This is a genomic window from Nonomuraea sp. NPDC050540 (assembly GCF_044457485.1).
In the GTDB taxonomy this organism is placed as follows: domain Bacteria; phylum Actinomycetota; class Actinomycetes; order Streptosporangiales; family Streptosporangiaceae; genus Nonomuraea.
In genome coordinates this window covers 77,919-93,599 of the sequence record NZ_JBITHA010000016.1, presented here as the reverse complement: position 1 = coordinate 93,599, position 15,681 = coordinate 77,919, and the positions used below count along the sequence as shown (strand labels likewise).

At 70.7% G+C, this 15,681-nt stretch carries 19 protein-coding genes; 10 read left to right on the top strand and 9 right to left on the bottom strand.

Annotation, left to right across the window (positions count from 1 at the left end; translation table 11 throughout):
• Positions 1 to 63: 63 nt before the first annotated feature.
• Complete coding sequence (locus ACIBI5_RS40580; RefSeq protein ID WP_397254977.1) at positions 64 to 1,065, top strand: LLM class F420-dependent oxidoreductase; 1,002 nt, start codon at positions 64 to 66, stop codon at positions 1,063 to 1,065.
• Positions 1,066 to 1,076: 11 nt separating this feature from the next.
• On the opposite strand, the gene ACIBI5_RS40575 is transcribed toward ACIBI5_RS40580, so the two are convergent.
• Positions 1,077 to 1,934 (bottom strand): alpha/beta fold hydrolase, encoded by an 858-nt coding sequence (locus tag ACIBI5_RS40575; protein ID WP_397254975.1) that lies wholly within the window; start codon positions 1,932 to 1,934, stop codon positions 1,077 to 1,079.
• 67 nt (positions 1,935 to 2,001) lie between these two features.
• On the opposite strand from ACIBI5_RS40575, the gene ACIBI5_RS40570 reads away from it, so the two are divergent.
• Positions 2,002 to 2,619, top strand: coding sequence for a TetR/AcrR family transcriptional regulator (locus ACIBI5_RS40570; RefSeq protein WP_397254973.1), 618 nt, complete (start codon positions 2,002 to 2,004; stop codon positions 2,617 to 2,619).
• Positions 2,620 to 2,634: 15 nt separating this feature from the next.
• Here the strand turns inward: ACIBI5_RS40570 and ACIBI5_RS40565 are convergent, their stop codons facing one another.
• From ACIBI5_RS40565 to ACIBI5_RS40555, 3 genes are all read right to left on the bottom strand, one after another.
• Positions 2,635 to 3,486 (bottom strand): hypothetical protein, encoded by an 852-nt coding sequence (locus ACIBI5_RS40565; protein ID WP_397254971.1) that lies wholly within the window; start codon positions 3,484 to 3,486, stop codon positions 2,635 to 2,637.
• A gap of 43 nt (positions 3,487 to 3,529) precedes the next feature.
• A complete protein-coding gene (locus tag ACIBI5_RS40560) occupies positions 3,530 to 3,967 on the bottom strand; it encodes a peptidase inhibitor family I36 protein (protein ID WP_397254969.1) in 438 nt (145 codons plus the stop codon).
• A 322-nt stretch (positions 3,968 to 4,289) separates the two neighbouring features.
• Positions 4,290 to 4,895, bottom strand: a complete 606-nt coding sequence (locus ACIBI5_RS40555) for a TetR/AcrR family transcriptional regulator (protein WP_397254967.1) — start codon at positions 4,893 to 4,895, stop codon at positions 4,290 to 4,292.
• 62 nt (positions 4,896 to 4,957) lie between these two features.
• Between ACIBI5_RS40555 and ACIBI5_RS40550 the strand changes: the two genes are divergently transcribed.
• Positions 4,958 to 5,857, top strand: coding sequence for an oxidoreductase (locus ACIBI5_RS40550; RefSeq protein ID WP_397254965.1), 900 nt, complete (start codon positions 4,958 to 4,960; stop codon positions 5,855 to 5,857).
• Between the two features lie 7 nt (positions 5,858 to 5,864).
• Here ACIBI5_RS40550 and ACIBI5_RS40545 read toward each other — a convergent pair whose 3' ends face one another.
• Positions 5,865 to 6,638: a hypothetical protein gene (locus tag ACIBI5_RS40545; RefSeq protein ID WP_397254964.1), complete on the bottom strand. Its 774-nt coding sequence runs from the start codon at positions 6,636 to 6,638 to the stop codon at positions 5,865 to 5,867.
• 57 nt (positions 6,639 to 6,695) lie between these two features.
• On the opposite strand from ACIBI5_RS40545, the gene ACIBI5_RS40540 reads away from it, so the two are divergent.
• From ACIBI5_RS40540 to ACIBI5_RS40525, 4 genes are all read left to right on the top strand, one after another.
• Complete coding sequence (locus ACIBI5_RS40540; RefSeq protein WP_397254962.1) at positions 6,696 to 7,895, top strand: hypothetical protein; 1,200 nt, start codon at positions 6,696 to 6,698, stop codon at positions 7,893 to 7,895.
• Positions 7,888 to 8,427, top strand: a complete 540-nt coding sequence (locus ACIBI5_RS40535) for a GrpB family protein (RefSeq protein ID WP_397254960.1) — start codon at positions 7,888 to 7,890, stop codon at positions 8,425 to 8,427. Before ACIBI5_RS40540 ends, ACIBI5_RS40535 begins: the two co-directional genes overlap by 8 nt.
• A gap of 265 nt (positions 8,428 to 8,692) precedes the next feature.
• Complete coding sequence (locus ACIBI5_RS40530; protein ID WP_397254958.1) at positions 8,693 to 9,133, top strand: hypothetical protein; 441 nt, start codon at positions 8,693 to 8,695, stop codon at positions 9,131 to 9,133.
• Positions 9,130 to 9,687, top strand: a complete 558-nt coding sequence (locus ACIBI5_RS40525; protein WP_397254956.1) for a cysteine hydrolase family protein — start codon at positions 9,130 to 9,132, stop codon at positions 9,685 to 9,687. The genes ACIBI5_RS40530 and ACIBI5_RS40525 overlap by 4 nt, the downstream gene beginning before the upstream one ends.
• Before the next feature lie 157 nt (positions 9,688 to 9,844).
• On the opposite strand, the gene ACIBI5_RS40520 is transcribed toward ACIBI5_RS40525, so the two are convergent.
• Together ACIBI5_RS40520 and ACIBI5_RS40515 are read right to left on the bottom strand one after the other, a co-directional pair.
• The gene (locus tag ACIBI5_RS40520) at positions 9,845 to 10,069 is read right to left on the bottom strand and encodes a hypothetical protein (protein WP_397254954.1); all 225 of its coding nucleotides are present in this window, start codon (positions 10,067 to 10,069) and stop codon (positions 9,845 to 9,847) included.
• 72 nt (positions 10,070 to 10,141) lie between these two features.
• Positions 10,142 to 10,855, bottom strand: coding sequence for an IS701 family transposase (locus ACIBI5_RS40515; protein ID WP_397255293.1), 714 nt, complete (start codon positions 10,853 to 10,855; stop codon positions 10,142 to 10,144).
• Between the two features lie 127 nt (positions 10,856 to 10,982).
• Here ACIBI5_RS40515 and ACIBI5_RS40510 point away from each other — a divergent pair, with 127 nt between their 5' ends.
• Complete coding sequence (locus ACIBI5_RS40510; protein ID WP_397254952.1) at positions 10,983 to 11,348, top strand: hypothetical protein; 366 nt, start codon at positions 10,983 to 10,985, stop codon at positions 11,346 to 11,348.
• Positions 11,349 to 11,522: 174 nt separating this feature from the next.
• Here the strand turns inward: ACIBI5_RS40510 and ACIBI5_RS40505 are convergent, their stop codons facing one another.
• Together ACIBI5_RS40505 and ACIBI5_RS40500 are read right to left on the bottom strand one after the other, a co-directional pair.
• Entirely contained in the window at positions 11,523 to 13,496 is a 1,974-nt protein-coding gene (locus ACIBI5_RS40505; RefSeq protein WP_397254950.1) for an FtsX-like permease family protein, read from the bottom strand.
• Positions 13,493 to 14,173: an ABC transporter ATP-binding protein gene (locus ACIBI5_RS40500; protein WP_379614807.1), complete on the bottom strand. Its 681-nt coding sequence runs from the start codon at positions 14,171 to 14,173 to the stop codon at positions 13,493 to 13,495. The genes ACIBI5_RS40505 and ACIBI5_RS40500 overlap by 4 nt, the downstream gene beginning before the upstream one ends.
• 91 nt (positions 14,174 to 14,264) lie before the next feature.
• Here ACIBI5_RS40500 and ACIBI5_RS40495 point away from each other — a divergent pair, with 91 nt between their 5' ends.
• Positions 14,265 to 14,912: a response regulator gene (locus tag ACIBI5_RS40495; protein WP_397254948.1), complete on the top strand. Its 648-nt coding sequence runs from the start codon at positions 14,265 to 14,267 to the stop codon at positions 14,910 to 14,912.
• Between the two features lie 67 nt (positions 14,913 to 14,979).
• Entirely contained in the window at positions 14,980 to 15,657 is a 678-nt protein-coding gene (locus ACIBI5_RS40490; RefSeq protein ID WP_397254946.1) for a DUF4328 domain-containing protein, read from the top strand.
• Positions 15,658 to 15,681 lie beyond the last annotated feature (24 nt).

The window sequence follows — 15,681 nt, the reverse complement described above, 5'->3', positions numbered from 1 at the left end:
AGATGGTGCATTGACACCCAACGGCGTGCGCAGCACTAATAGAACTTAATTCGGAGGTGTCACATGAAGCTCGGGCTGAACCTCGGCTACTGGCAGCGCAACGCCGACGACGCGACCGACGCGGTCCTCGCTGCCGAGCGGCTCGGCTACGACTCGGTCTGGACGGCCGAGGCCTACGGCAGCGACGCCTTCACCCCCTTGGCCTGGTACGGCGCGCGCACGAGCCGCATCAAACTGGGCACCTCGGTGGTCCAGTTGTCGGCCAGGACGCCCGTGGCCACGGCGATGACCGCGATGACCCTGGACCATCTGACGGGCGGCCGCCTGCTGCTGGGCGTCGGCGCCTCCGGCCCGCAGGTCGTCGAGGGCTGGTACGGCCGGCCGTTCGCCAAACCCCTGGCCAGAACCCGCGAGTACGTGGACATCATGCGCCAGGTCTGGCGGCGTGAAGCCCCCGTCACCAGCGACGGCCCGCACTACCCCCTCCCCCTGCCCGGCGAACTCGGCAAACCGCTCAAGCTCATCACCCATCCCCTGCGCCCCGACATCCCCGTCTATCTCGGCGCGGAAGGCCCCAAGAACGTCGCCCTGGCCGCCGAGATCGGACAGGGCTGGCTCCCGCTGTTCGCCTTCCCCTCCAAGATCGAGGAGATGTACGGCGACGCCCTGGCCGGCCGGGGCCCCGACTTCGAGATCGCCGCCATGGTGATGGTCGTCATCTCCGACGACGTGCGCTCCGCGCTGGACGGCGTGAAGATGATGCTCACCCTGTACATCGGCGGCATGGGCGCCAAACACCGCAACTTCCACGCCGACATCATCGGCCGCATGGGCTACGCGGAGGCCGCCGAGCACATCCAGTCGCTGTACCTCGCGGGCCGCAGGGACGAGGCGTTCAAGGCGATCCCGGACGAGCTGGCCGACGGCATCTCGCTGGTCGGGCCGCCCGGCCGGATCAAGGAGCGGCTGGAGCTGTGGCACAAGTCCCCCGTGACCAGTCTCCTGGTGATGGGCCCGCGTGACGAGGACTCCCTGCGCACGATCCGCGACCTGGTCCTTTCCTGACCTCCCCGGCGTCAGGTCAGGAAGGCGCGCAGGACGGTGATCAGCGCGGCCGGGTTGTCCTCCTGGACGAGGTGGCCCGCGTCGGGCACGACCGCGAGCTCCCAGTTCGGGAGGCGGTCGGCCAACTGCTCGGCCACGGCCTGGGTGAGCACCCTGCTGCGGCCGCCGCGGACCAGCAGCACCGGCACCCCGGCCAGCTGGGCGGGCAGTCCTTCGACGGCCGCGAGTATGGCGGGGAAGTCGGGGGGACGCAGATCGCCCTTCGGCACCCAGTCGCCGCCGGGCCCGCGGCGGAACAGGGTGCCCATCCGGTGGGCGACACCCGCGCGGCCGGCGCGCGGGTTGACGCGCAGCGCGGCCTCCACGACCGTCTCCAGATCCGCCACCGGGCCCAGTCCGAACATGAAGGCCCGTACTTCCCTGGTGCTCTCGAAGTCCACGCCTGGCGCGACGTCGACGAGCGCCAGCCGGTCCACCAGGCCGGGCCGCGACTCGGCCAGACGGGCTCCCACCACGCCGCCGAGTGACATGCCGGCCAGCCGTACCCGGTCGAGGCCGAGGTGCTCGGCCGCGGCGGCGACGTCGGCGGCGTGGGTGTCGACGCGGTAGTCGTCGGACCAGTCGCTGTCGCCGTGTCCGCGCAGGTCCAGCGCGATCAGCCGGGCGTCGCCGCGCAGGCCGAGACAGACGAAGTCCCAGGTGCGCGCGGTCAGCCCGCCGCCGTGCAGCAGGAGCACCGGGGTTCCCGTCCCGCCCCAGTCGAGCCCGCGCAACCGGCAGCCCGCGCGGGTGAAGCGGATCTCGCGAGGCGGCGCCGGATCGTGGATCGTGACTCCGAGCGCCGCCGCCAGCTCAATCGTGGTTCGCACGATGCCTCCTTACCTTGGGCCCTCAAGGTAAGAGAACTACCTTGGCTAGTCAAGGTAGAGTGAGCGCGTGACCGGCCGAGTACGACGCAAACCCGATGAAGCCAAGCGGATGATCCTTGAGGCGGCGAGCAGGCTGCTCACGGCCGGCGGTCCCGCCGCCGTGCAGGTACGCGCCGTCGCCGCCGAGGTCGGGATGACCGACGCCGCGATCAACCACCACTTCGGCACCCGCGAACAACTCCTGGAGTCCCTGCTGCGGTTCGGCGGGTCCAAGCTGAAGGCCGAACTGCGCACCGTCCTCGGCGCGTGGGCCGACGGCCCGGTCGACCCCGCCGCGCTGGTCCACACCCTCTACACGCTGTACGCCGGCGGCTACGCCGCACTGGCGATCGCGCTGCACCAGTCCGGCTGGCGCGACCCCGGCAGCGGGCTACTCGACGAGGTGGTGGACCGCCTGCACACCCAGGCCCGCCTGCACTGCGCGAGCACCGGAAGGACCCCGCCCTCACGCGAGGCGATCCAGCTCACGATGGCCGGACTGCACCAGGCCGTCGCGCTGGAACCGCTGTTCGGCGGCGAGTTCCGCAGAAGCGTCGGACTGGACACGACCGCCCGGGACCGCACGCTCGACTGGTGGATCACCCTCCTGCGCACGACCCTCACCGGGCAGAGCGGGCCGAGGTGATCCGGGCCGCCGGGGTCAGCCGAGTATCCGCCGGGCAGCCGCGAGCTGCCGCACCTTGACCGCTCTCAGCTCCCGGAACTTCCCGGGGTGGGCGCGGATGGCGGCGTTCTGGACGCGAGTCTCGGCCGCGGCCCAGATGGACACGACGCCGGTCTTCTCCTTGCACCGCACGTCCCGCTGGGCGGTGCGGATCTCCTGCGTGGTGGGCGCCTTCGTCGACCAGCGCCGGTCGGTGATCGCGGCGAGCGGGTCGGCGTAGCGGAAACCCTCCTCCGCCATGCAGGCGCTCCAGGAGCGGAAGGCGCGGGTGACCCGCCTGTCGCGCTGGGCGGCGTCGAACGTCGCGAAGATGACCTTGTTGAAGAACGCGGCGTCGGCCTTCTGGGCACCGCCGTACATGCTGGCGCGCGCTTGCTTGAGGCACGCCTTCGCCGCCTCGCGTACGCCCGGCGGAGCCCCGGTGACGCGGGCGAGTGCCTTGACCCCGCGAGCGGCCACGGCCGGCCGGTACGGCGGCGCGTGATAGCCGAACACGTCGGCTACCCGCGACTCGATGACACCGTAGCGACGGCGATGCGGCGGCTCGATCTCGCTCTCGCCGGGACCGGGCAGCGCCTGCCAGGCCAGGCCGCGAGCGTTCATGCAGTCGCGGACGACGACGTCCTCGGCGACATCCAGGGTCATGTCCTCGGCGGGGCTGAAGTTGTAGGCGTCAAAAGGAATGGTGAGTTGCCGCACTTGCGGATCGGGTTCTGGAACGGCGATCTCCTGCGGCCTTTTCGACGGCGTTTCCGTTTCGGTCGGCGAGCAGCCGGATGCCGCTCCGACGAGGAGCACAAGGGCCATGCCCCATCGCCGGATCGGCATGCTCATCTCCTAGATGCGAATTATTGCCGCTGAATTACAACGGCTATCTCAGCGAATCCGTCTTGTTGTCGAAGCCGTTGTTCGTGAGGTCCTTGTCCTCGCTCTCGGCCAGGGCCTTGTAGCCGGACGAGCCGGAACAGTTTGTCCTGGCATAGAACTTGATGTTCCGGTTGTATTCGTTCTGCTGGGAGCTCGCCATGTTCCTGTACTCGGGTGGGAGGTTCCCGCAGACCCCGGGCGAGGGCATGGTGATCCGGAGCGCGAGACCGCGGAAATCGTCGTGTTCGTACAGGCACAGGCGGTTGTTGGCACAGCGGCCCGCGGCGTCGGCGCGACTGTCGATGACTTCGACGGTCAGCTCGTCGGCAGTGGGTTCGATCGGGTCGTCAGTCGCCTGGGCAGCGGGACCGAATCCCGCGAACCCGACGACGCCGAGCGCCAGGGCGCTGATGACGAGAGCTGCTCTTCGCTTCATGTGCATTTCCCTTCCTTGACCTGTCGACAAGGGGGCAATCGCGATGAGGGCAGCGTGGTGCCACCCTCCAGATCAGCTTCTCTGGGCCCCCTTGAGAAGCTGACTGGAAATTTACAGCCAATTCACAGGAATGGTCAATATCGTCATTGCGACTCTGCATTCACACAGCGCTGTTATGCATAGCTGCAAACAGGAAGTATTCCTTATGCGGGCATGGCGAAGGCGCCATTGTGAACACTGTAATCACAAGAGTAACGCGTGCACAAGATGTGTACTGTGTGCGCATCAGTGCACAGTGTAAATACCCGAGGTGGTAGCCGCGCAGCGGTTAGGGAAGCGGGCGGGCGCCGCGGAGGAACTGTTCGACCGCGGTCTCCACGAGTCCGTCGAGGAGCTCCGGAGGGACGAGTTTGCCGTTGATGAGCGCGGCGATGCCCTGGAGGGTCGCGAACAGGACGATCCCGATCCTGGCGGTGTCGCCCTCCTGGAGCTTGCACTCCGCCTGCCCCTGAAGGATCAGTTCGATCATCAGCCCGAACGGGGCCTCGGCCGCCTCGGCGATCTGCTTCGCGTCCGGCCGGTGCTTGCTGGTGTACATCAGCTCAAGCAGCGCGGCGTTGTCGGTGGCGAAGCGGGTGTACGCCGTCATCGTGGCCCGCACGCGGGAGGCGAAGTCCTCGCCCGCGCCCGCCATCGCGGTGCGCAGCGTGGTGTTCAGGCGGGCGAATCCGGCCACCGCGAGCGCGTCGAGCAGCGCCTGGCGGTTCGGGAAGTGCCGGCGCGGGGCGGCGTGGCTGACGCCGATCTCCCTGGCCAGGTCGCGCAGCGCCAGCTGGTCCGCGCCGTGCTCCCGCAGAACGCGTTCGGCCGCGTCGAGCAGTGCGGCGCGCAGGTTTCCGTGGTGGTAAGGGCGCTCCTCGGTCACTTCTGGCACAGGGCCGAGGTTAGCAGATGTCCCCGTTGACAACATTGTTGTCGGTGCCTACTTTGTAGTCCATGACAACATTCTCTGCTTCTGACGTCCCGTCCATGGCCGGACGCACGGTCGTCGTCACCGGCGCGAACAGCGGGATCGGCCGTGCCGCGGCCCACGTGCTCGCCGCCAGGGACGCGCGGGTCGTGCTCGCCGTCCGCGACCCCGCCAAGGGGCGGGCGGCCGCCGCCGGGATGTCCGGCCGCGTCGAGGTCCGGCGGCTCGACCTCGCCGACCTCGCCTCGGTCCGCGCGTTCGCCGAGGACTTCACCGAGCCGGTCGACGTGCTGATCAACAACGCGGGCGTCATGATCCCGCCGTTCTCGCGTACGGCCGACGGGTTCGAGCTCCAGTTCGGGACCAACCACCTGGGGCACTTCGCCCTGACGAACCTGCTGCTGCCGCGGATCAGGGAACGGGTCGTCACCGTCTCGTCCAGCGGGCACCGGATGGGCTCGATCGACTTCGACGACCTCGGCTGGGAGCGCAGGCCGTACCGGGCGATGGGGGCTTACGCGCAGTCCAAGCTCGCCAACCTGCTGTTCACCTCGGAACTCCAGCGGCGGCTCGGCGAGGCCGGCTCAACGGTGATCGCGACCGCCGCGCACCCCGGGGCGTCGGCCACGAACCTGCTGCGGTTCGACGGCCGGAACCGCGTGCGCTATCTCGTGGCGAGGGCGGCGGTCGGCCTGCTCGCGCAGAGCGACGACGACGGCGCCCTCCCGACGCTGTACGCGGCCGTGGCCGACATCCCGGGCAACAGCTACGCGGGCCCGCGCGGCTTCCTGGAGACACGCGGCGCACCCAAGCTGGTCGGCCGCTCGGCGAGAGCGCGGGACGCCGAAGCGGCGCGGCGCCTGTGGGAGGTCTCCGAAGAGCTGACGGAGGTCACCTTTCCCCGGCGCTTTCTCCAAGCGGCCTGAGACGTGCCTACTTCTTGAGCTTGGTCGTGACCAGGGCAGGGTCCGGCGCCTTGATGGACACCTTCTTGCCCCACCCGGTGAAGGTGCTGACGGCGGTGAACGTCTCGTCCTCCAGCCCCGGGAAGCTGACCACGGCCGCGGCCGCGTAGGTGCTGGTCACCTTGGTCACCAGGCCGGACGGGGCGACGTTGATCGTGTACTCGACCGGGGTGCTGTCGCGCCTGGCGAGGATCGTGCTCGCGAACCAGGGCGAGATCTTGTGCAGCTCCTTGAGCGTGACCTTCCCCGTGTACGCGTTGCCGCCGCGCTTGGCCCGCTTGATCAGGGCCGACAGGGTGCCGAACTCGGCGGGGTTGATGACCTGACCGTAGAAGCCGTAGCCGCCGGCCCGCATCAACTGGCTGCCGGTCTTGTACCAGGTCTTGCCCTTGGGCATGTCCTCGGCCCAGTTGCCGCCGCTGAGGTAGAGGTCCTTGCCGAGGCCGATCACGCGCTCCGGCTTGCGCGAGTCGGTCAACTCGATCGTCGGGCTGACGATCCTGCTGGTGATGTCGTGCGCGGCGATGCCCTTCTTGCCGAACCCGAAAACGCCCTTGCGCTTGACCAGGTCGACGCTGCTCCCATCGGCCGACATCATGGTCAGGTCGCTGAAGCGCACCCCCGCGCCGGGCTTCATCAGGCTCTTGAGGACACCGACGGGGTCCTTGGGCGCGGCCTGTGCGGGGAGAGCACCGGCGACCAGCACGCCGGCGGCCGCGACGGCCGCGATCATCTTCTTCATGGGGACGGAGCCTGACAGACCCAGATCACCGGGAGATCACTCGCGTAAGGTCAGAACGTGGATAGTTCGCTCTTCGTCCTCGTCGAGGACCTGCGTGGTGAAGGCGTCGGCAGGGTGCTCGACCGGGTGCTGGGGTACGGCGTGGCCGGGGTCACCGTCGGCGCCGTCCATCACGGTTCCCGCGACGTCACCCCGCACGGGCCGTCCAAGCTGACCCTGCGGCACGACGGCGCCCACTTCGCCCTGCCGGACGACCTGTTCGCCGGGCTGCGCCTGGTACCGCCGACCGGCTACACGGACGCCTTCGACGGCCTGCTCGCGGCCTGCCGTACACGCGGGCTGAAGTTGCACGGACGGGTGGTGTTCCTGCGCAACGGGACGCTCGGCGCCCAGCACCCCGACGTGACCGTGCGCAACTGCTTCGGCGACCGCGGCTACCTGACTGACCTGTGCCCGGCCCACCCCGACGTGCGGCAGTACGCGGTGGCGCTGGCCGGGGCCGTCGCCAGGCTCGGGGTGGACAGCGTCGTCGCCGAGGGGCTGCACTACCGGCCGTTGCGGGCCGAGCGATCGTTCGTGCCGCTGGGGCCGATGGACGCGTACCTGATGGCCCTGTGCTTCTGCGACCACTGCGTGGCACGGGCGTCGGCCCTCGGCATCGACGCCCGCGCGGCGCGCGAGGAGTGCGCGCGGATCGTCGGCGGCGTCCTCGACGGCGACCCGCCCGCCGAGGGCGAGGTGACCCGCGCCGCCCTGAGCGCCTACGCGGGCCCCGACGTCGTCGCCTACGCCCGCGCCCGCGCGGAGACCGTCACCTCGCTGGTCGCCGAGGTGGCGAAGGCGGTGACCTGCGAACTGGTCTTCGTCGACCCGACCGGCGCCGTGAAGGGCTACCGCGACGGCCTCCCCTCACCGGCCCTGGCCGCGCACGACGCCTGGCTGCTCGGCGTCGACCCGGCCGCGCTGGCCGACCTCGTCTCCTCCTTCGCCGTCCTCGCCTACGCCCGCGACGCCGCCCGGGTGGCCGACGACGTGCGCGCCTACCTGCGCTCGGTCGGCAAGCATCGGGAGGTACGCGTGGTGCTGCGCCCGGGCTACCCCGACAACGACTCGGCCGACCGCCTGACCGCCAAGGTGCGCGGCGCCCGCGCGGCCGGCGCCCACGCCGTCGACTTCTACGCCTACGGCCTGGCCAGCCACCGGGTCCTCGACCGCATCCCCCAAGCGCTCTGTGGGAGCGAGGGCGTTCATGTCTGAGCCGAGCATCCAGATCGTCCCCTATGACCCGGCATGGCCCGCACTCGCCGCCACGGCGATGCGCGAACTGCTGGACACGCTGCCCGGCGCGTTCGCGGAGATCGAGCACATCGGCTCGACCGCGGTTCCCGGCCTGGCGGCCAAGCCGATCATCGACCTGATGGCGGCCGCGGAGGATCTCGCGCCGGTCGAACGGCGCGAGTCCGCGCTCACCGGCCTCGGCTACGAGCGGCACTTCAACGGCATGACCGACCGGCTCCTGTATGTGCGCGCGAGCGGCGGCGTCCGCGCGTACAACCTTCACGTGGTCACGCTCGCCTCCTGGCCGACGCGCAACCAGCGCTTCTTCCGCGACTACCTGCGCGAGCACCCTGAGGACGCGGCCCGCTACGCCGAACTCAAGCAGGCGCTCGCCGCCACCGGGATCGATCCGGGCGACTACGCCCGCGCGAAGACGGAGCTTGTCCAGGAGCTGACCGACCGCGCCCGGCGGGAGCGTGGCCTGCCGCCGGTACCCGTCTGGGAGAAGTGAGCTACTCACCCGCCGCTGCGACCAGTCCGGTGATCAGCATGTCGAGGGCCGCCTCGAAGTCCTTCTCGCGGTCGACGTCCGGCACGGCGGCCGGCAGGCGGCTGAAGTGGGGCAACCGGTCCGGGCCGGATTCCGCCGGCCGGCGACGCCGCGCACGTACACTCGCCGATCGGCGAGTAGGGCCTCAACCATGGAAGCTCGCCCTGGTCGTGAAGGGGCAGGTGGACGATGCCTGCTCGACACCCACACCGCAGAACGCCGGCCGGTGGCCGAACGCGTGCTGCGCGACACCCGCGCCCAGGTCGCGCTCATGCGGCCCGGCGCGCAGGTGGACGCCCGGCGCGAGGTGCTCGCGGAAACACTGGAACTGCCGGACGCCAAGCAGCACTTCATCGCCATGGCCAACGGCGCCGACCTCGACCACGCGCCGGACTCCACGCACCCGATGGCCGGCAGATTCCTGCCGGACGTGCCGCTCCACGACGGCCGCGGACTGCTGATCGGGCCGGAGGCGAACACCGATGATCGGGGACGGCATGCCGGGAAGCCCGCAGGTGACGGGCTCGCCGCCGCGCCGGTCCGGCCGGACGGGTACGTGGCATGGGCGAGCTCGTCAGGCGACGTCACCGGCCTGGCGGACGCGCTCGCCTCCTGGTTCGGCCCGCCCACTATCGTCGGACCGTGCACAGACAAGGAGACCGTATGACCACCGCGCTCATCGTCGGCGATCTGCAAGCGGGCATCGTGGACAACTATCCCTTCGCCGCCGGAGTGCTTCCCGTCGTGGAAAAGGTGATTCCCGCGGCCAGAACCGCCGGCATCCCGGTGATCTTCATCCGGTTCGGGCTGCGGGCCTCGGGCCTCGACGTGTCGGCGGGGAACCAGGTGATCAGCGGCCTGCACGGCGCGGGGACGCTGTTCCACGCGGAGTCCCCCGAGACGCACGTGCACCCGCGCATCCAGCCGTCGCCCGGCGAAGCCGTCGTACTCAAGCACCGCGCCAGCGCGTTCGCGGCCACCGATCTCGACCTGATCCTGCGCGCCCAGGGCATCGACTCGCTCGTGCTGACCGGCGTGGCGACCTCGGCGATGGTCGCCGCCACGTTGTACGACGCCGCCGACCGCGACTACCGCCTCACCGTGATCAGCGACGGCTGCGCCGACGGAGAACCGGACGTGCACGACTTCCTGGTCAACCGCGTCTTCCCGGCCAGAGGCGCTGAGGTGCTCACAGGCGAGGAGTGGATCGCCCGCCTGTGACCATGATCGGTCCCGTGACGTCCCGCTGGACGGTCGCCGCGATCATCGCGTGATCGTCCCTGACGAGGACCCGCATCGTCACTCGACCGAGATCATCACCCAGGCCGACGCCCTCCTGCCCGGCCGAGTGCCCTAATACTCCAGTGACATTTCGGGATCATGGTTCGGATCTGCGCTGGTAGTGACTGTGCCGGGCCGTGGCCTGGTGGCGTCGGCGCCAGTGGGACCAGCGCAGAACGTCCGTGATGGAGCGCTTGCGGGATAGCACGAGGGCGGCCGGCAGTCGGCGGATCTCGGGCAGGGTCAGCGGAATATGGTCGTGATCGCTGGGTGGCTGAGCGGCGGCGATCGCGGTCAGCAGGGCCAGGGCGAGCATGGCCACCGGCTGCCGGGTGGGCGCGTAGCAGCGGTAGAACGCCGCCTCGCCGGTGGTCAGGTTGCGTCTGATCAGCAGCTACCGGTACCCGTCGGGCTCGTCCTGGTCGATACGTGCCCGGGCCCAGGCGTACCAGCGTGGGCCCTTGGCGCCCTGACCGGCGCGGTGGCGGTGCCGGTGCCGGTCGGTCACGTGTGTGGCGACCTCGGCCGCGCTCACCTGGACGCCGTCGAGGTCGACTCGCCGGTTGCCCGCGATCGCCGGTACGTATCCCATCCGGCGCTCTTGCAGGACGGCGCGCAGGCGCGGGTCTTGGCCGTAGACCTCATCGCCGCTCACCCAGCGGGCGAGTACGCCGGCGTTGAGGGCAGCCGGCACCATGGCGGTGGCCAGGGCGGGCTTGGTGGCGAAGGCGATCTCGCCGGGAACGCCGGCCGCCTGGCACCGCTCTGGGGCGGCCGGCCAGGTGTGGGCGGGAAGGTAGAGCCGCCGATCCAGCAGCGCCCGCCCGGCCGGGGTGGCGTAGGCGAGGAACACCCCGATCTGACAGGTTTCGATCCGGCCCGCGGTGCCGCTGTATTGCCGCTGCACTCCGGCCGAACCCGTGCCCTTCTTGACGAAGCCGGTCTCATCCACGATCAGCACGCCGTCCGGGCCGAGCCGGTCGACAACGAAGCCCCCAACGTCATCGCGGATGGCGTCGGCATCCCAGCGGGCGCCACGATCTGGACGAAGTCCTGCATCATGGTGAGACCGCCATCGCGCTCGCCGAGCAGACCCAGTCGACCGGATACATCGGCCGGAAACTCCAGAACCTCCAGCAACAACTCGGGGCCCACGCCGCCGACCACCGCGTGGCGCAGTTCGCCGAGCGCATCGCCCGGCTCCCCGATTGGGCCTGACCTTGAGAGGAAGCGCAGTGCGGATCGCGACAGAGCAGGGCCGGATCTTCCGCGAAGCTTGGATCGCCGGGGTTCACCGGCACTTCCCGGGTGAGCCGAAACCCGGCTACGTCACCCCGTGGAACGACACACCGGAATGGGAGCGCCAGGCCGCCGCCGCGGTGTTCGGGCAGGTGCGGGACTTCATCGAGATCAGCGGCGGCACGACGTCACGCCTGACCCGTGCGCAGAAGGGCCGCTTCGTCGCCCTGTGCTGGATCGCCCAGATCTACAAGCACATCGACGAGCCCAAACCGTCCTACGTGGCCGACTGGGAAGAACTGCCCGCGTGGCAGCGGGAAACCGACGCCGACGTCTTCGAGCGCATCGAGCAGGAGCACTAGGGTCTCCTCGCTTCAGGCACCCGGCCCCACCTGGGCTTGCCCTTCGGCAGAACGCCCGAGCGGAGCGAGGACCATGCCCTTGTGGGGGTGTGGGGGGGCGCTGAGCCCCCCACGTGTCGCAGCCCGGAGCCTCCCCCAGCGCGAAGCGCCCTCTGAGAGGAGCGGAGGCCCGAGCTAGTCGGGGCGGGGGGCCGGGTCGGCCGTTACCGCGCGGAGCAGTGGCCTGCTCAACGCTCCCGCCCCGATCACTCCTCCGAAGCCCAAGCCCACACACAGGGCCAGCGTGATCAGGCCGTTCACGCTCACCGCGCCCAGCATGAACGGCATCGCGCAGAACGCGCCCACCGCGATCGCGCCGCCGCCCATCACCGTCAGCGGGATCAACGTCTCCGCCCGCCGTGCCTTGTCTAGGACCGACAGCGGCGTCCCGGCCAGCCGCAGCAGCGCGTACGTCTGCCGACGGTCCAGCACCGACGACGCGGCCGTGATGCCCGAGCTGGCGATCGCCACCAGGAACGACACCGACAACACCACCACCGTCCCGGCGCCCACGTCGGCGAGCAGTTGCATGCCGAACCGCTGGTCGTCGGCCTCGGTGGTCGGTGTCCTGCCGGGGGTCAGGCCGTCCAGGGCCGTTCTGGCCCGGTCGACGACCGCGGCGTCCGCGGTGGAGCCGAGGGCGGCTACGACGACCTTCTTCTCGGCCTTCACCGTGGCGGTCACCCCTGCCTTCGACAGCCGTTCCTTCGCCTGGGTCACCGCGTCCTGCGCCGACCCCGACAACACGGTGACACGCAGTTGCGCGGGCCCCGGGTCGGACGAGAAGGCCGACGGGCTCAGCAGCCCCAGGAAGCCCGCCACGAACCCGGTCAGCGCCACCCCGCTGACCGTGCGCCAGGCCGAGCGCGGGTCGTCCACGAGCCGCCGCCCGGCCAGCAGCCGCGCGGGACGGCGGGCGGATCCGGCCGTGATCCGGCCGATCAGCGCCACCACCCATGGCCCGACCAGGTTGATGCAGAGGAACGCCAGCCCGATCACCGCCGCGATCACGCTCACACTGGTGCTCCGGCTCAGCAGGGGAACGACCGCCAGCACCGCGATCAACGCCAGCACGCGGAAGAACCGCAGCCCCGGCGGGGTCTCCCGCTTGGCCACCCCCAGCGGGCTGACGACGACCCGGCGCAGTCCCGCCACCGCCGACAGGCCGACGAGCAGCGGCACCGCCACCAGCGTCGCGGCCAGGACGAGGGGGCTTGGCCACAGGTCGGACAGGTACCAGACGCCGCCGCCGATCTGAATGCGCGAGAGCAGGGGTACGGCCACGCCGTACAGGATGGCGCCCGTCAGCGCACCGGCGAAGGCGACGATGACCGCCTCGGCCACGGTCATGGCGGCGACCTGCCCGGGAGTGGCGCCGATGAGCCGGAGCGAGGCGAGGCGCTGGTCCCGGCGGGCGACCGTGAGCCGGGCCGCCGCGCCCCCGAACACGAGCAGCGGCACGATCATGAGCACGGTCGCGATCAGCGCCAGGACCTGGTACGCCTCGGCCTCCTCCGACGCCGCCCCCGCGAAGGAAGCGATCTTGGTGGGCGGCGAGCCCACGATCCAGTCGTCGCTGCGCGGCGCGGTCATGGCGGCGGCGTCGGGACGGTGCCCGATGACGGCGACCAGTTCACCGGGATGAACGAGCCCCTCGTCGCCGATCTGCCCCGCGACCTTGGGATAGCGACCTGCCAACTGGTCGGCGGGCAGTTCCTTGGTCAGGGCGGCCAGCGCGGGCGACAGCCACACCTCCCCAGGCGCGGGAAACCGCGGCAACCCAGGCGGCACAGGCGCCACTCCGGCGGGCGCCACTCCGGCAGCCGCCTTTTCGGGGGTCAGCGCGGCCAGGTCGACGACGGTGATCTGCCGGTCGCGGACGAAGTCGTGGCGCTGGGCCTCGATCGCCACCGCCCCGGTCTGGGCGGCGACGGGATTGCGCCAGGCGCCGCGGTCGGCGCGGGCGTCGAAGGCGAAGTTGGCGGAGACCGCGAACAGCAGCAGCGCGGTGGAGATGGCCACGGCGCCGAAGGTCAGCCAGGTGCCGAGCATGCCGCGGCGGCCCCCGCCACGCAGCAGCCGCCAGCTCAGCGCGAGTGTGGTCTTCATCCGTGCGCTCCCCGGAGTGCCAGGATGTGGCCGTCGCGGACCTCGACCGTGCGGTCGCAGGCGGCGGCCACGTTGGGGTCGTGGGTGACGACGATGAGCGAGGCGTCGTTGTGCTTGGTGGCCTGGACGAGCAGCCGCATGGTGTCGTGGCCGGTGTTCTGGTCGAGCGCGCCGGTGGGCTCGTCGGCGAAGACGACGGCCGGCTTGGTGACCAGCGCGCGGGCGATCGCGACGCGCTGGGCCTGGCCGCCGGACAGTTCGCCGGGCCGCCGGGTCTCCATGCCCTGCAGGCCGAGGGGGGCGAACCATTCGCGGGCCTGCCGTACGGCCTGGAGGCGGGTGACGCCGCCGAGCATGAGCGGGAGCGCGACGTTCTCCTCGGCCGGCAGTTCGGGCAGAAGCTGCCCGAACTGGAAGACGAACCCGAAGCGGGTACGGCGCAGCGCGCTGCGCTGTCGTTCGCCCATGGCGTCGATGCGCTGGCCGAGCAGGTGCACCTCGCCGGAGTCCGGTTTCATGATCCCGGCCAGGCAGTGGAGCAGGGTCGACTTGCCGGAGCCGCTCGGCCCCATGATCGCCACAGCCTCGCCGGCCCGTACCGCTATGTCCACGCCGCCCAGCGCGACCGTCTGGCCGAATCGCTTGGCCAGCGCCCTTCCTGCAAGCACCTCGTTCATGGGGAAAAGCTTCTCGATCAACAGGGGTGCGGCGGATCGGCCGAGCGTCCGGTTGCCCCTCGGCCGAACGGCTGATTCTAGAGTTGGGGCCGTGACTATTCGCGTACTCATCGCCGACGACCAGGAGCTCGTGCGCACGGGCTTCAAGATGATCCTCGACGCCCAGCCGGACATGGACGTGGTGGCGGCGGTGGCCGACGGGGCCGACGCGGTCGCCGAGGCCAGGCGGCTGCGTCCCGACGTGTGCCTGCTCGACATCCGCATGCCGAAGCTGGACGGGCTGGAGGTGACCAGGGCGCTGGCGGGCCCCGGGGTGGAGAACCCGATGCGCGTGGTGATCGTCACCACGTTCGACCTGGACGAGTACGTCTACGGCGCGCTGCGCGCGGGCGCGACCGGTTTCCTGTTGAAGGACAGCGGTCCGACGCTGCTCATCGAGGCCATCAGGGCGGCGGCGACGGGCGACGCCCTGGTGTCGCCGTCGGTGACGGTCCGGCTGCTGCAGCACCTGGCCCAGCCCAAGCGGAGCACCGCGCAGCCCGAGGAGGCGCTGACCGAGCGCGAACTCGACGTGGTACGCCTGGTGGCCAGGGGCAGGACGAACCAGGAGGTGGCCGGTGAGCTGTTCGTCTCACTGTCCACGGTAAAGACGCATCTCGGGAGCATCCAGTCGAAACTCGGTGCCCGGAACCGGGTGGAGATCGCCGCATGGGCGTGGGAATCCGGTGTGGTGAGCTGATTAATTCCGGGGCCCGCGGGATACAAGTTAGGGGAGAACCCAGCGCATGGCCCGGGGGGAGAACTACGTGCGGGCTGTCCAGACACCACCCACAGGGGCTGCCTCCGCCGTCTACCTGACGCTCGTCATCCAGGTCCTTTCCCTCGGGGCCCTGGTCGTCTTCGAGCAGGTCCGCGGCCGCAGCCTCGCCGGGCAGATCGCCGCGCTCGGCGGCGAGGCCCGGGGCTCGCAGGCCGTGGTCGGCGCGGTCACCGTCTTCGCCGTCCTGATGATGTTGCTGGTCGGCACCACCGTCGCCGCCGCCATCGCCTACCTGACCTGGCTGATCCGCGCCAGGCAGGTCAACGTCCCCACCGCGCCCGCGGCTCCCGTCCTGGCCGCGTGGCTGGTGCCCGGCGTCAACCTGGTCGCCCCGTTCGTCCTGGCCGACGAGGTGTGGCGGGGCGCCCGCCCGCCCTTCGACCGGCGCGGGCGCTGGCTGGGGCTGCTGACGGCCTGGTGGGTGTCGTGCCTGGGCGCGGTGTTCCTGGTGGCCGCCCGGCTGCTGGACACCAGCGTGGGCGAGCTGACCGGGCTGGGGCTGACGGAGCTCGCCGTGACGCTGCTGGCCGCGGTGCTGTGCGCGTGGACCGTGCGCGACGTCACCGCCATCCAGCGTTCCCTGCACGACAGCCCGCAGGTACGCCGCCTGCCGCTGGCACGTCCCCGCCCCGCCCGCCACGCCGCCTCCGACGTGGCCTCCTGAAAGACGTGGCCTCCTGAAATCTCA

What these genes read in the sequence shown, in the direction of transcription:
- ACIBI5_RS40505 (WP_397254950.1), bottom strand. Translation starts at nt 13,496, where the DNA reads ATGAAGACCACACTCGCGCTGAGCTGGCGGCTGCTGCGTGGCGGGGGC.
- ACIBI5_RS40525 (WP_397254956.1), top strand. Translation starts at nt 9,130, where the DNA reads ATGACCACCGCGCTCATCGTCGGCGATCTGCAAGCGGGCATCGTGGAC.
- ACIBI5_RS40560 (WP_397254969.1), bottom strand. Translation starts at nt 3,967, where the DNA reads ATGCACATGAAGCGAAGAGCAGCTCTCGTCATCAGCGCCCTGGCGCTC.
- ACIBI5_RS40545 (WP_397254964.1), bottom strand. Translation starts at nt 6,638, where the DNA reads ATGAAGAAGATGATCGCGGCCGTCGCGGCCGCCGGCGTGCTGGTCGCC.
- ACIBI5_RS40535 (WP_397254960.1), top strand. Translation starts at nt 7,888, where the DNA reads ATGTCTGAGCCGAGCATCCAGATCGTCCCCTATGACCCGGCATGGCCC.
- ACIBI5_RS40550 (WP_397254965.1), top strand. Translation starts at nt 4,958, where the DNA reads ATGACAACATTCTCTGCTTCTGACGTCCCGTCCATGGCCGGACGCACG.
- ACIBI5_RS40580 (WP_397254977.1), top strand. Translation starts at nt 64, where the DNA reads ATGAAGCTCGGGCTGAACCTCGGCTACTGGCAGCGCAACGCCGACGAC.
- ACIBI5_RS40500 (WP_379614807.1), bottom strand. Translation starts at nt 14,173, where the DNA reads ATGAACGAGGTGCTTGCAGGAAGGGCGCTGGCCAAGCGATTCGGCCAG.
- ACIBI5_RS40565 (WP_397254971.1), bottom strand. Translation starts at nt 3,486, where the DNA reads ATGCCGATCCGGCGATGGGGCATGGCCCTTGTGCTCCTCGTCGGAGCG.